We start from the raw sequence: 15080 nt of genomic DNA on the forward strand, positions 1-15080 counted from the left end.
CTAAATAAAATTTCAAATCGAATTACGAAATCTCAATCAACCTTTTAGGCTGTACTTTTGCTTCTTCCTTTTTAGGTAATTTTATTAGCAACATACCATTTTCATAAGATGCTTCAATTTTATTTGCATCTGCAGTTTCTGGTAAAGTAAACGACCTTTTAAAGGAAGTGTAACTAAACTCTTTTCTGGTATACTTACCTTTTTCCTCAGATTCGCTCTCTGATTTTTTTTCAGAAGAAATTACAAGTAAATCATTATCTAATTCGATATTGAAGTCTTCTTTAACCAATCCCGGAGCTGCTAACTCTACCTGAAATCCTTCATCAGTTTCTTTTACATTAACCGCAGGAGTATTAAACCCTATCTTGTTAACATTAGTTGTTCCTCCAAGCCAATCTGTAGTAAACAAATCCTCAAAAAGGAAAGGTAATCTGTCTGCTCTTTTTATTAAACTCATTGTATTATGTTTTAAAGGTTATTTTAAATTTTTAACTTCAATGAGTATATAGCAACTTAAGTTCCAATCCTAAATTAACGACAAAATGTCATTAAAACACAATAGAATAGTGACAAAATGTCAATATTTCATTTAAATAAAATGACAAAATCACATAAAAAAACCAAACAGCAAGTTTTATCCTGTTGTTTGGTTATCTCATCTGCTAAGCAAATGTTTGTTTTTATTTGCTAAACATACAATGTATCTCTAATTATAAAATCTGGTGAAAATAGATATCAATTCTTGTGGTGGAATTACTTTATTAGGATAGTCATGCATTTTTTCAAGAACGGTATCAATTGCCTCGGACCGTAATCCCATGTGCAGTCCAATATCTTTAATTTTATAAATCTCTTTTTGAGAGATTTCCTGATCCACATTCATAAGCAATACCAATCTGTGAAACTGAAGAATCCTTTGAGATTCCGGATGTATATTTTTTTTCTCTGCCCCTTCTTTTATTAAAGTATCTACCTCTTCTTTAGATATCTTAAGTTGTGCAGCTACCGCTAAAATAAAATGATACTCTTGTTCTTTCCATTTTTTATCCACATTTGCAAACTGTATCATTTCTAACAGCAAGCTTAATTTTTCCTCTTTACTATACATAAACCAATTACTTTTTTATCGAAAATAGTAAATATTAGAGTAAACTTCTACTCTTTTGTTATTTTCAATAATTCCTATATTAATTTTACTCTTGTTTTACGTCTAAAAAATATACCTTTGCACAATGGGATTAACAAATAATGATATTTTTAAAAAATTAAGAGTCGCACACAAGCTAAGGGATGATGATATTATAAAAATCTGTGCTTTAGTAGACTTTAAAGTTAGTAAAAGTGAATTAAGTGCACTTTTCAGAAGCGAAGATCATCCAAAGTACATGGAATGTGGGGATCAGATTTTGCGTAACTTTTTAAATGGTTTAATAATTCATCTTAGAGGTCCTATGCCCAAAAAAGAAGAAAAAAAACCTGTTACCAAAACTGAATAAATAATCTTACTATTACGATTTTAAAAATATCTTTTTTGATTTTTTTTAAAATGATGTTTCCCAAATAATTGCTTAGATTTGGTTGTGCACATATTGCACCTATACAACCAAAAACTATTTTCATGCTTACTATCGCAGAAAAACAACTATTCAGAGAGGAACTTTTTTATCATTTAGACGGGATTGCTGTTGCCCCTGTTGCCTACTCTCTTTACAAAAATAAAGTCACAGATTATCTTCTTGAAAAAACCGAGGTTTCTATATCTGAAATTGCTACTGCCAAAAATGCCAACGAAGGATATCTGAATGTAGCTTTGCGAATATTAAGTGCGCAAGGCTGGTTGGATTATAAAACAAGTAACGGAGATGTTATTATAAAAATTAATGAGATATCAAAAATAGCTTTTGACCACTTTTATTTATATAAAGATGTTATTGGTTTATTAGAGTATTCTGCAAAATTTCACCCCAGAAAATTTGAATTAGAACCATTTCAAAAATTAGAAAAACTATTTAAAAAATACGAGAATCGTTTTTACTTAGATTTGAACACCAATACTACAATTACAAATATTCAAAATCAAATATTAAAACATATTGAAGGCATTTTAGTCGGTCCAACAATAGTACATTTAGGAATGGGAGGAATGTTTCATAAATATTTTATGGAAGCATCTTTTAGTGCAGATGAATATCATAAATTTCCTGAAAGCTTTGATTCGATTCTCACTTTTTTAAGCAATCTTGGCTGGTTTAGCAAATCCAATGGCAATTACACTTTTACAAACAAAGGTTTGTTTTTTGCAAAAAGAGCATCTGCTTATGGCGTTACCGTTTCCTATATTCCTATGTTTCGACAAATGGATACTTTATTATTTGGGGATCCAAATATTTTATGGGATTCAAAAACAGGGGATGAAATACATGTGGATAGAGAAATGAATGTTTGGGGAAGTGGAGGCGCACATACAACTTATTTTAAAAAGATTGACGAAATCATTGTTAGCTTATTCAATAAACCATTAGAAGAACAACCAAAAGGGATTTTGGATATGGGATGTGGTAATGGTGCATTTTTAATTCACCTTTTTGAAGTAATAGAAACTCAAACCTTAAGAGGAAAGCACTTGGATAATTATCCGCTTTTTTTAGTTGGCGCTGATTACAACAAGGCAGCTCTAAAGGTCACCAGAGCTAATTTAATTCAGGCAGATATTTGGGCAAAGGTAATTTGGGGGGATATCAGCGATCCTGATTTACTCCAAAAAGATCTAAAAGAAAACTACGCTATCGAATTAAAAGACTTGCTATCTGTAAGAACATTTTTAGATCATAACAGAATATGGAGCACCCCGTCTTCTCTTTTAGACACACCTAGCTTATCTACAGGCGCATTTGCTTACCGGGGAAAAAGACTGCATAATAACGACGTAGAATGTAACCTAAAAGATCATTTTAAAAAATGGGCGCCTTACATTGCAAAATTTGGTTTGATAGTTATAGAATTACATACAATCAACCCTGCATTAACCGCTGGTAATTTAGGAAAAACTGCTGCTACTGCATACGATGCTACCCATGGATTTTCTGATCAGTATATTTTAGAGATCGACTCTTTTCTTAAGGTAATTAAAGAAGCAGGGTTACAAAGTGACGAAAAATATTTTTCTAAATTCCCGGATTCTGATCTGGCAACAGTAAGTATTAATTATATTATAGGAAGATAAAACAATACATCTTATCTATAAAATATTAATTTCTGGTAAATTGTATTATCACATCTTCGTATTTTGGAAATTTTTGAAGCAAATCATTTCTTTTTGCTAATTCAAAATCTTCAAAATTAAACCCGGGGGAAACAGTGCAACCTACCAAAGAATAACCATTGTCATTTTTTACACCAGAAGCAAACCAACAACCTGCCGGGACAACTAATTGCGGTAATTCACCGTTATCCAGATTCATACCTACTTTGTATTTAATGTATTTTCCTTCCAAATTTATTACATGTACACACAAAGAAGATCCTTCATAATAATGCCATATTTCATCCTGCTTAATTTTATGAAAAGCCGAGAAATTATTAGATGTAAGAAGAAAATAAATGGCAGTGCAGTAATTACGCTCTCCTGTAAATCCGTTTTTCAAAATATCTTTGGGGATAACACCACTGCTCCTGTAGGTTTCTTTATAGAAACCTCCTTCTGGATGAGGATCCATTCCTAACCTGTGTACTATTTGTTTTACTCTTTTGTTCATACTAATCATCTTTTTAAAACTGTAACAAAAAAAGCGACCTTAAAAAAGATCGCTTTTAAATAAAATATGTTAATTTATTAAGCTAATACTGCTTGTACTTTATCCGCAGCTTCTTGAAACTGTACTGCACTTTGCACATCCAATCCACTATTATCGATCAATTCTTTTGCTATATCGGCATTGGTACCTTGTAAACGAACTATGATAGGCACTTTAATCGCATCTCCCATGTTTTTATAAGCATCTACAACACCTTGTGCTACTCTGTCACAACGAACAATACCTCCAAAAATATTAATAAGGATTGCTTTTACATTTGGATCTTTTAAGATAATCCTAAAAGCTGTTTCTACACGTTTTGCATCTGCAGTACCACCTACATCCAAAAAGTTAGCTGGTTCTCCACCTGCTTGTTTAATCAAATCCATAGTAGCCATTGCAAGACCAGCCCCATTTACCATACACCCAACATTTCCGTCCAGATCCACATAATTCAGACCAACTTCTTTTGCTTCTACTTCGATTGGGTTTTCTTCACGAATATCGCGCATATCGACATAATTTTTATGACGATACAATGCATTATCATCCAAGGTCACTTTGGCATCAACTGCCATAATTTTATCATCACTTGTTTTAAGAACCGGATTGATTTCAAATAAAGAAGCATCAGATTTGGTATAAGCTGTATATAATGCCGTTACAAATTTGGTCATTTCTTTAAATGCTGTACCACTTAACCCTAAATTAAAAGCTATTCTTCTTGCTTGAAAAGGAAGTAATCCAACAGATGGATCTACCTCTTCTGTAAAAATTAAATGAGGAGTTTCTTCTGCTACAGTTTCAATATCCATTCCTCCTTCTGTAGAATACATAATCATATTACAACCAGAAGCACGATTTAATAAAACAGACATATAAAATTCATCTGGCTCACTATCGCCCGGATAATATACATCTTCTGCCACCAATACCTGATGTACTTTTTTACCTTCGGCAGAAGTTTGTGGAGTGATTAAGTTCATTCCGATAATTTGTTCTGCTATAGACTCTACTTCCTGAAGGTTTTTAGCCAGCTTAACTCCACCACCTTTTCCTCGTCCACCAGCATGAACCTGTGCTTTAATCACATGCCATCCTGTTCCGGTTTCGGCTGTAAGTTGTTTTGCTGCTGCAACAGCTTCGTTTGCATTTTGCGCTACAATACCACGCTGAATACGCACGCCAAAGCTGCTTAATATTTCTTTACCCTGATATTCGTGTAAGTTCATAATGTTATTTTTTACCTTTTTTAATAGGAGTTCCAAAAATAACAAAAGTGAAGTTACTGTGCCAATCTTTTATTGTAAAAAACCCGGAAGAAATTTAAGTTGCCAAAAAACAACCTAATTATAAAAACGTCTTTCAAAATTATAGTTGAAATTTTTTAAAATCCAAAGGGTCAAAATTCTTAAAATGTCCATTCATTTTAATCGATTCTTTAGTTCTGTTCATCTCTCTAATTACCGGAATAGTGGCTTTGAGATGCGCTATAAGATACTTTAAGCGGTCAGATTCATTCCTGATTTTCAATAAATCATATTCTTGATGCAAAGCCAAACCTATTTTGTGAGCTACTTGATAACTTGCAAAAGGAATATCAAACACAGGAGGATTATCCATAGCCAATTCTATATACAGCATTGCTATATTTTTAAGCAGCTCTCCTTGTAATTCTTCGGTGCTATTATCTTTATCAATAAAAAACTCTACATCTCCTCCAGAATATAACTTACCCGGATACTGTTGATAAAAGCTATGAATCTTAAAAATCCTTGTTCCCAAACATATAATATCACTTTCTCCTTCAGGATATTTTTGAACCACTCTTTGAAGTTTTACTTCAGTTCCATATTCTAATTTTTCATCCATATATGCAGGTATCCCAAACAGAAAACCTTCTTTCTGGCAATCTTCAACCAACTGTTGGTATCTTTTTTCAAAAATATGTAACTGTAATCGTTCTCCTGGATATACCACTGTTTGTAAAGGAAAAAGAGGTAGCATGTTTTTTTTATTAAAAATACTAATTACCCTGTTTATAGAGATTAAGTACAAGTTAAAAATGCAAAAATCTACTATTATATTAGTTTTTTTCTTGATAAGACGACAATATCTCTAATTTTATTGATAATTTCGTGAGCTTAAATTTGTGACACAATGGAAAATGAAAATTTATTAGCAATTGCAAATGAGTTTGGGAGTCCGGTTTATGTATATGACTCCTCAAAGATTATTTCACAGTACAACCGCCTTTCTGATTCTTTCAAGGAAGTCAAACGGTTAAAACTTAATTATGCAGTCAAAGCACTGTCAAATCTTGCTATTTTAAAGCTAATAAATTCATTAGGAGCCGGGTTAGATACTGTTTCTGTACAAGAAGTAGAATTAGGGTTAAAAGCTGGCGTAAAACCAGGTAGTATTGTTTTTACTCCCAACGGGGTTTCTCTTGAAGAGATAGAAGAAGTTTCTTCTTTGGGTGTACAAATAAATATTGACAATCTTTCTATCCTGGAACAATTTGGCACAAAACACCCCGATGTACCTGTATGTATACGCATGAACCCACATGTAATGGCAGGAGGAAACAGCAAAATATCTGTAGGGCATATTGATAGCAAATTTGGCATATCCATCCATCAAATCCCGCATATTCTTAGGATTGTAAAAAACACAGGAATGCGTATTAATGGAATACACATGCATACAGGTAGCGATATCTTAGATATTGAAGTTTTTCTGCGTGCATGTGAAATACTTTTTGAGACTGCAATGAATTTTAAAAACCTGGATTTTATAGATTTCGGAAGCGGATTCAAAGTACCCTATAAATCAGGAGATATTGAAACCAATATTGAGGAGTTTGGTAGTAAAATGACCAAACGTTTTAATTCTTTTTGCAAAGAATACGGTAAAGAATTAACACTTGGATTTGAACCTGGCAAATTTTTGGTCAGTGAGGCCGGGTACTTTTTGGCAAAAGTAAATGTAATCAAACAAACTACATCTACTGTTTTTGCAGGAATTGACAGTGGTTTTAACCACTTAATCCGACCAATGTTTTACAATGCTCACCACGAAATTATTAATATATCCAACCCTGAAGGAAAGGAACGATTCTACTCTGTAGTTGGGTATATTTGTGAAACGGATACTTTTGCTACAAACCGAAGGATTTCTGAAATCACAGAAGGGGATATTGTAGCTTTTAAAAATGCCGGAGCTTATTGTTTTTCTATGGCCAGCAACTATAATTCCCGTTATCGTCCTGCAGAGGTTTTATGGCACGAGGGGGAAGCGCATTTGATTCGTAAACGCGAAACATTTAATGATCTTATAAAAAACCAGATAGATATTGATATATTTTCTAAAACAAAAGAAACTGCTTCATAATACAAATATTATATAAGAATTTTTTAGATACATAAATAACGCCAGATTTTTTCTGGCGTTATTTGTTTTTTACAAACATGTATTATACCGTTTTAACTTTGAAATAGTACTAATAAATTATTTCTTTTTCGTCTATTCTTCGTTAAAAAATATAACCGTAACTACAGCTATGCTTGATACCAGATCAAGTCCGGTACAAGTTTTTTGCCTTGAATACTTAAAAAATAAATTCAATTTCTATACGCATTATTTCAAAGTTAAAATGGTATTAGAAATTGTTATAAAAAGATCAAATGGTTGCGGTTAAATTAAAAAGCACAGTGTAGTGTCTGTATTTGAAAGGTTTTTCAGTTGTAACAACCTGTTTTTTTAATGTATAACCCTAATGAAATATAAATTAGTAATATTGTTTAAAAATAAAAAAACGCTACAAATCTTTAATGTTTCTAATTAAATATTCTAAGCCATTAAGTTTTAATTCATATACTGTTTGCAACTGTTGCCCTAACACACCTTTAGGAAAACCTTTATTATGATACCATACAATATAATATTCGGGAAGATCGATAAGGTATCTGTCTTTGTATTTACCGAAAGGCATTTTAGCATGTGCTAATTTGGTTAAAAAATCCTTTTGAAGCTGGATTTCCATAGATTAAGAAAGGGGTTATTTAGTAAAATCTCTATAGTACCACATTAATGTTTCTACCTTTTTTTCCCACTTTTTTTGTGCTTCTTTATTTCTTGAATGATCTGTTTCTTCATCATACCTTTCCTGCATATTGATTCTCATTCTTTCTACCAGTTTATACATTTTATTAAGGTCCCGGCGTATATTACTTCCTGCTTTATATTCTTTTAATCTTTTGCGCATTATTCGCGCATGCAACTCAGAAATATCAAAATGCAATTGTTCGTGAGACAAAAGCCCATCAGACATTTGCCCTCTCTTTACCCAAGACAATGAGGGATAACAAAAACTATCTACTTGATAGTTTAACTCAATTTCTCCTTTATCTTTACCATAAGACCACTGATAGGTAATTCCTGTATTTACACTAGCATCAAAATTGCTATTCATATTAGGCTTTCCTCTAAAGTCTGACCATGCCAACTCACTCCTTTCTGTATAAGAGAATTTGCCTACATAACCATTATTATTGGTAATAAATAAGAATAAAATAATAGTAATGTACTTAATCATAATTGCAAACAATTATGCCCTAATAAAGTTATACTTTGCCTATTCCTGAAGTACTAAGAAACACAATATGGGGCAAATATTGTTAGCACTTTATAAAAATAGTTTTACTTTTCTAGTTTCTAAATATACAAAATTTTAAATTATATATACTATTATAAAACCAGTGATTTATTTTCCTTTGTTTTCTTCGATAATTAAACTTATCAATTATCATGCCACAGAAGTTTTTTTGCACAAAAAAAGAAAACACACAACCTCAACTATATCAAAGATATGTAAAAAATATTTTTTTCTACATCTTAAAACATTTTTTATTCAGTATTAATTTATATTCCTTAATTAATACTTGTACGCGTGAGTTTGTGCTTTTTTCTTTAGAAAGCTATATCATAGAGATATAAGGATTACTCTACAACACTTAGTTTTAATTCATCATCAAACTTAACAAGATATGCTGCTTGATTACTATATCCCCCTAAAAGTTTTTTGGAATAATTAAATTTATTTTTAACATACTCTGTTGTTCCATCAAAAGCAGCATTATATATATTATCTGAGGTCCCTAATCGCATCAAAATATCGTATGCTATATCAAAACCTCTTATAGCCCATTTATTAGGATCAGATCCGTATTGTTTTTTATAACGCTCTATAAACGGGGTTATTTCTTCTTCTTTATTATCAAATTCTTTGTCTACAGACGGGTAGTGCATGTGCAGCTTTGACAAATGTTCGTTTTTTATATTATCATCATCAAAGGCATTGTTTTTGTCTGTAGTAAATAAAGTTATTTTATGGCTTTCTGCTTTTGCGTTAAGCAAAGGGATAACATTACTAATCATAGCCACATCATCTGATTCTAAAAAAACCCAATTTGGTTTATTTTTATCCAAAACTTTGTTAAGCCTAACTTCATAAAGGTAGTTACCTTCTTCTATTTTGGCAATTTTAGCATCAGGGAATTTGGCTACTAATTTCTTTTTCACCTCTTCATATTTAGCTCCTTGCTGAACTATTATTACAATATTTTTACTAGTAGAATCTTTTTCTACAAAAGATATTATTTTATCTTGCAATATCTCATTTGTAGGGCGTGTCTGAAAGATATTATTATACAATTCTGATTCTTTTCTTGAAGCTGGCGAAAATATGGGTGTGTTATATTTTTTAAGTTGTGAAGCAACTATTTCTGCATTATTTTGATATAATGGTCCAATTATAGCATCTGTATTTTTAAAATCATTTTCAGCTATTAAGCCTTTTACATACTCTGTATTATTATTTTTTTGTGTGTCAAAAACAGTCAACTCGGTAGTGATTCCTCTGGTTTTTGCAGAATCTATTGCTATCAAAATCCCGCTATAAAGATCTAATGCTATTCTTAGACTTTGTTTACTCTTCAAATATCCTTCTGTTTCTTTTCTAGCTTCAAAATTTAATGTATCCAGCCCAAAAGGAAGCATTACGGCTATTTTTTTAGGGGAAAAATTATAAAGGTTTTTCCCTAAATCTACATATTTTTCTTTGGACAAACTTTTACTTATGGCCAATGTATCTTTAGGAATCGTAATTACCATTCCTGCTTTTAAACCTTCCCGCAAATAAGGGTTCATTTTAAACAAAGAATCCGAAGATATGCCTGTACGTCTCAAAATACGAAAAATTGTTTCTTTAGGCTTAACCTGGTACAATTCAAAACCTGGCTGAACCGCATCTTTTAAGGAAACAAATACACTTGTAGGAACTGTTATTTGCATTCCGACAGGAAATTCTGAATTAATATTAGGGTTAAGCTGTTCTAACTCATTAATAGTAATCCCATGTCGTCTGGCAATGCTATATTTTGTGTCTTTTGGTTTTATTGTATATCTAGTAGTAGTAGATAACCTGGAATCTGTTAAAATTTTTGCAGGTTCACTACCTGTAGATTCACTTGCAAATACAGGTATTCGTAATTTATCTTTTTTTCTGATTTGTTCTGAGTATAATCTCTTATTATTTTTTTTAATATCTTCTACTGTTATTTTGTAGTTTTTGGCGATACTGTATAGTGTTTCTTTTTTCTTAACTTTATGGGTTATATACCGTATTATTTTTTGTTTTTCAGGTATAGTTTTTAAACTATCCAAAACGGCATCTTTACCACCTTCTTTATTATCATCTAATCTTGTTGTATTTTTTTTATCGATTTTACCTACATTAAGGATTTGACCAAGATTAATCCCTTTATCTGCTTCTGGATTTAACAAATAAATAGTTTCTACACTAATATTATATTTTTTTGAAAGGCTGTATACTGTATCCCCTTTTTCTACGACGTGTATTTTATATTCTTGATCGCTTAAAACAGGTATTGCCAAAATCTCTCCTTCGCTTATCCCTTCTTTTGCTGTTGGGTTTATCTTATATATAGCTTCGGGGGTAGTATTATAGCGTTTTGCTATTCTGTACACATTTTCTCCTTTTGCTACTTTATGGCTCTTATATTGCTGTGCATAAGTAACGCCTGACACTATCAGCAACAGAAAGATCAATAAAAACTTTTTCATGTATTGTCTAATTATTTTTTTGTTCCCCTCTATATAAAACTAAGAATTTACTCCCACTCAATTGTTGCAGGAGGCTTAGAACTTATATCATATACTACTCTATTAACGCCTTTTACCCTGTTTATTATTGCATTAGAAGTTTTTTGCAAGAACTCGTAAGGTAAATTCACCCAGTCTGCCGTCATTCCGTCTGTGCTTTCTACCGCTCTTAATGCCACACAATTTTCATAGGTACGCTCATCTCCCATTACTCCAACACTCTGTACTGGCAACAAAATAGCTCCTGCTTGCCATACTTTATCATATAGTCCATCTTCTTTTAAACCGTTTATAAAAATAGCATCTACTTCTTGTAAAACAGCTACTTTTTCTGGAGTTATATCGCCTAATATCCGAATAGCTAATCCTGGTCCCGGAAAAGGATGTCTTCCTAATAGTTCCGGATCAATCCCCATCGATGCACCTACTCTTCTTACTTCATCTTTAAACAGCATACGTAATGGTTCTACAACTTCTAATTTCATAAAATCGGGTAATCCTCCAACATTATGATGAGATTTAATAGTTGCTGAAGGACCATTAACAGATACAGATTCTATTACATCAGGATAAATAGTGCCTTGACCTAACCATTTTGCATCTTCTATCTGGTGTGCTTCATCATCAAATACTTCTATAAAAATTTTACCAATTATTTTTCGTTTCCCTTCTGGATCACTTTCTCCTGCAAGGGCATCCAAAAAACGTGCCGAAGCATCTACTCCTTTTACATTAAGCCCCATACCTTCGTACTGATCCAATACTGCAGAGAACTCATTTTTACGTAACAACCCATTATTTACAAAAATACAATGCAGGTTTTCTCCTATTGCTTTATGCAATAATACAGCTGCAACCGTTGAGTCCACACCTCCACTTAAACCTAATACCACTTTATCGTTACCTAATTTTTCTTTTAGTTCTGCAACGGTAGAGTCTACAAAGGAATCTGGTGTCCAATCTGGCTGAACATCTGCTATCTTTATTAAAAAATTCTCTAATAATTTCTTTCCATCGGTTGAGTGATATACTTCAGGGTGAAATTGAATGGCATAGGTTTCTTCTCCTCCTATTCTATAGGCTGCATTTTCTACATCGCCGGTACTTGCTAACTTAACAGCTCCTTCAGGAAGTTTTTTGATGGTATCACTGTGACTCATCCATACTTGAGAACCTTTGTTTATACTTTCAAAGAACTGTTCTCCTTCTTGAATAAAAGACAAATTCGCTCTGCCATATTCTCTTGTATTTGAAGGTGCAACTTCTCCTCCACTAAAATGAGCAAGATATTGTGCTCCGTAACAAACGGCTAGTAAAGGTTTTTTACCTCTTATTTCTGATAAATCAGGATGAGGAGCATCTTCTCCTCTTACCGAAAAGGGAGAACCCGAAAGGATTACTGCCTTAAAATCAGAAACATTTTCTGGCAAATTGTTATAAGGGTGTATTTCGCAATATATATTTAACTCTCTAACTCTTCTTGCTATAAGTTGTGTGTATTGCGATCCGAAATCTAAAATAAGTACGTTGTTTTGCATAGGCAAAAATAAAATTAAATTATAACCTTCGAAATCCTAAATAGAATAATTTTTAACTACACTGATTATTTTATAAACATCTTTGATTCCTGATCTATAAAAAGCATAGAAATTGTTTGTTAAATCTTGTTTTGGTGCAGCGCTCATAATTCTTCAAGAACTCTTAACGACCTGCTTTAAAAAATAGGCTTTTGATAAAACAAACAAACAAAACCATTCATCTATATCAAATAACGATTGATCGACACAAAATAACCAATAATCGACCACTTAAAATAGTTTATTCCTAATTAAATAATTTTAAGTATCAAACAATTTTAAAAAAAACAATAATAATACCTGCAAGACATACATATTTTGGCATTTTAATTTATAAAACACCTTAAATCTTAAACTCTTTAAAACCAAAAACCATGAAAAATTTTACATCAAACCTTATTTTATTTTTTTTGTTCTTTTCAAACATAGCTTGTTTTGCAAAAAACACTCCTTATCAAAACATCTTTTCTAACAAGGACTCTTTTGTTAATGTTTTTAAAAACAAACAACCACAGACAACTAATAATCAAAATAATGCGTTTTCTGTATCTATTTCAGATCTGATAAAAGAAAATACCGGTCCTTACCTAAAGAAAAATAAAGCTATCGGGAGCTGGGTCAAAAATACTATATGGATCAAAAATCCTAACTGGATCAAAAAAGAGTTAGCATAGCCTTAAAAAGCTTATACCCCTCAAAAATCAACAATCCGGGAGTACTACTTATGATAGCGCATTTTGTTTTGAGGTAAAAGCCCCCGAAAAATAAAACCATCGGGGGATTAAAAAAGATTTATGCACAAAGGTATGTTCTTTAATCTTTCAAAATCAAAAACCCTCCTTTTAGCGGATCTAAGTTTTTAATTAATTGGGGGATTAATTCTTCTCCATACTCCAAGTATAGTTCAGAAAAATTTTTATTCCGTTCTTGCAAGCTATGATTAGGAAAAAGCTCGTTTTGTATAGTTGCCAACCGTTTTACATGATCGCTAAGTTTTCGTCTTTGTGCTTTTAGTAACCTATCTTCCAAAACATCCAGCCCTTTAAGTTGTTTTATTTCCTGCGCTTTTACTGCGTTAATAAAAGTAACATCGGTTTGTTTTGCCAATTCGTACATTTCTACAAATTGCTTCTTTAAATGCTTACGTTGTGTATCAAAATTTATATCTATATTAGATATTTGCCGGACTTTTCGATTAATTAATTCGTGTTGCTTCAAAAACAAATCTATATCTGAGATATTGAGTTTTTTAATTTTTTCTGCTTGCTTTTTGGTTTGGATCAGTACGGAATTACGGAGCAATAATATTGGAAAAGGAATTTTTACTGTTTCGAAATAATCTTTTAATTCTAACCAGTATGCAAGTTCTCCTCCTCCTCCGATATAACAAAGGTTTGGCAAAACTATTTCCTGATACAATGGTCGCATCATTACATTAGGGCTAAATCTTTCTGGAAACCCATAGAGTTCTTTTAATATTTCTGTCTTGTTCCAACCAATATCTGTTTCATTTACATAATAGTTCCCATTTTTTTCGATAATTCGTTCTCTTAATCCATTAGCCAGATAAAATAGGTTTATTTCTCTGGGGTTTACCTGTACTTTATACCCTGCTGCTTCCAGTTTTTTGGTTTTTGGCAATACCTTATTAAACACAACCTGCTCTAATAGTTCTTTTTCTGCATAAGGAACAAACAATCGCTTTAACTCTTTATCATTTCCGTCTATAATTACCAAACCATACTCCCCAAATAGTTCATTAGCAATATATCTGGTTGCCTCGGTTAAGTTTTGATGTTTTAGATATGCTTTTTCAAAAAGAGATTTAAGTCGTTCTGCATTCTGTCCTTTTCCTATTTCGGAAGAAAAAACATCAAAAACTTTATCCAACCCTTCAGTATCAAATACTCCTACAGCTCCTCCATCTTTATGATTCCATTGTACCTTTTTTCCAAAAAGATTAAAATAATTTATCTCTTCAAAGTCATGATCTTCTGTAGCCATCCAATACACCGGAACAAAATCAAATTCAGGGTACTTCTCTTTTAATATCTTGGTTAAATTTATTGTAGAAATAATTTTGTATAAAAAATATAACGGCCCTGTAAAAAGGTTTAACTGATGCCCTGTAACTACTGTAAATGCATTTGGTTTTTCTAAAACAGCTATATTATTGATTGTTATTTCTGAAGTAGCAACATTTTTATATTGCTTTTTTAAAGTCCCTACTAAAATCTCTCTGTGTTTATTAGAAAATGATTGTTGTTTGTCCAGAATTTGGCCTTCAAAATTTTCTAATTTCGGAAATCGATTATAGAAAGGCTGTAATTCAGCTTTTTGATCTAAATAATCACAAATAAGGGAAGAAAAGTAATTCGTATCTCTAAACGGAATACAGTCACCAGGCATATTAAGTTTTTTTTTGAATGGTTAAATATACATTAGATTGTTATTGGATGGATATTTTTATACTTTTTTTAATAGTCTGATAAAAATTCACACAACTCATCATTAATTATACTCA

General features: G+C 31.9%; 14 protein-coding genes. 4 read left to right on the top strand and 10 right to left on the bottom strand.

Annotated elements, in window-relative coordinates; genetic code table 11:
* Window positions 1-22 precede the first annotated feature (22 nt).
* Both ACZIYX_RS07945 and ACZIYX_RS07950 read right to left on the bottom strand, forming a co-directional pair.
* Window positions 23-457 (bottom strand): Hsp20/alpha crystallin family protein, encoded by a 435-nt coding sequence (locus ACZIYX_RS07945; RefSeq protein ID WP_462681680.1) that lies wholly within the window; start codon window positions 455-457, stop codon window positions 23-25.
* Window positions 458-706: 249 nt separating this feature from the next.
* Entirely contained in the window at window positions 707-1108 is a 402-nt protein-coding gene (locus ACZIYX_RS07950; protein ID WP_462681681.1) for a TerB family tellurite resistance protein, read from the bottom strand.
* A 124-nt stretch (window positions 1109-1232) separates the two neighbouring features.
* Between ACZIYX_RS07950 and ACZIYX_RS07955 the strand changes: the two genes are divergently transcribed.
* Together ACZIYX_RS07955 and ACZIYX_RS07960 are read left to right on the top strand one after the other, a co-directional pair.
* Window positions 1233-1496, top strand: coding sequence for a DUF1456 family protein (locus ACZIYX_RS07955; RefSeq protein ID WP_462681682.1), 264 nt, complete (start codon window positions 1233-1235; stop codon window positions 1494-1496).
* A gap of 122 nt (window positions 1497-1618) precedes the next feature.
* Entirely contained in the window at window positions 1619-3223 is a 1605-nt protein-coding gene (locus tag ACZIYX_RS07960) for a class I SAM-dependent methyltransferase (RefSeq protein ID WP_462681683.1), read from the top strand.
* Between the two features lie 25 nt (window positions 3224-3248).
* Here ACZIYX_RS07960 and ACZIYX_RS07965 read toward each other — a convergent pair whose 3' ends face one another.
* The 3 genes from ACZIYX_RS07965 to ACZIYX_RS07975 form a co-directional block, all read right to left on the bottom strand.
* Window positions 3249-3755: a cupin domain-containing protein gene (locus tag ACZIYX_RS07965; protein WP_462681684.1), complete on the bottom strand. Its 507-nt coding sequence runs from the start codon at window positions 3753-3755 to the stop codon at window positions 3249-3251.
* A 77-nt stretch (window positions 3756-3832) separates the two neighbouring features.
* Entirely contained in the window at window positions 3833-5026 is a 1194-nt protein-coding gene (sucC, locus tag ACZIYX_RS07970) for an ADP-forming succinate--CoA ligase subunit beta (RefSeq protein ID WP_462681685.1), read from the bottom strand.
* 139 nt (window positions 5027-5165) lie between these two features.
* Window positions 5166-5801, bottom strand: a complete 636-nt coding sequence (locus ACZIYX_RS07975) for an LON peptidase substrate-binding domain-containing protein (protein WP_462681686.1) — start codon at window positions 5799-5801, stop codon at window positions 5166-5168.
* A gap of 153 nt (window positions 5802-5954) precedes the next feature.
* Here ACZIYX_RS07975 and lysA point away from each other — a divergent pair, with 153 nt between their 5' ends.
* Window positions 5955-7187: a diaminopimelate decarboxylase gene (gene lysA, locus ACZIYX_RS07980; protein WP_462681687.1), complete on the top strand. Its 1233-nt coding sequence runs from the start codon at window positions 5955-5957 to the stop codon at window positions 7185-7187.
* A gap of 427 nt (window positions 7188-7614) precedes the next feature.
* On the opposite strand, the gene ACZIYX_RS07985 is transcribed toward lysA, so the two are convergent.
* The 4 genes from ACZIYX_RS07985 to guaA form a co-directional block, all read right to left on the bottom strand.
* On the bottom strand, window positions 7615-7839 hold the full coding sequence (locus ACZIYX_RS07985; RefSeq protein WP_462681688.1) for a DUF3820 family protein: 225 nt from the start codon (window positions 7837-7839) through the stop codon (window positions 7615-7617).
* 15 nt (window positions 7840-7854) lie between these two features.
* Window positions 7855-8391, bottom strand: coding sequence for a DUF922 domain-containing protein (locus tag ACZIYX_RS07990; protein ID WP_462681689.1), 537 nt, complete (start codon window positions 8389-8391; stop codon window positions 7855-7857).
* Between the two features lie 404 nt (window positions 8392-8795).
* Window positions 8796-10940: a LysM peptidoglycan-binding domain-containing protein gene (locus ACZIYX_RS07995; protein WP_462681690.1), complete on the bottom strand. Its 2145-nt coding sequence runs from the start codon at window positions 10938-10940 to the stop codon at window positions 8796-8798.
* 47 nt (window positions 10941-10987) lie between these two features.
* Window positions 10988-12517, bottom strand: coding sequence for a glutamine-hydrolyzing GMP synthase (gene guaA / locus ACZIYX_RS08000; RefSeq protein WP_462681691.1), 1530 nt, complete (start codon window positions 12515-12517; stop codon window positions 10988-10990).
* Window positions 12518-12930: 413 nt separating this feature from the next.
* Between guaA and ACZIYX_RS08005 the strand changes: the two genes are divergently transcribed.
* Entirely contained in the window at window positions 12931-13230 is a 300-nt protein-coding gene (locus ACZIYX_RS08005) for a hypothetical protein (RefSeq protein ID WP_462681692.1), read from the top strand.
* 139 nt (window positions 13231-13369) lie between these two features.
* Here the strand turns inward: ACZIYX_RS08005 and bshC are convergent, their stop codons facing one another.
* Window positions 13370-14965: a bacillithiol biosynthesis cysteine-adding enzyme BshC gene (gene bshC, locus ACZIYX_RS08010; RefSeq protein ID WP_462681693.1), complete on the bottom strand. Its 1596-nt coding sequence runs from the start codon at window positions 14963-14965 to the stop codon at window positions 13370-13372.
* Window positions 14966-15080: the final 115 nt, after the last annotated feature.

This window comes from Aquimarina sp. (assembly GCF_977115655.1).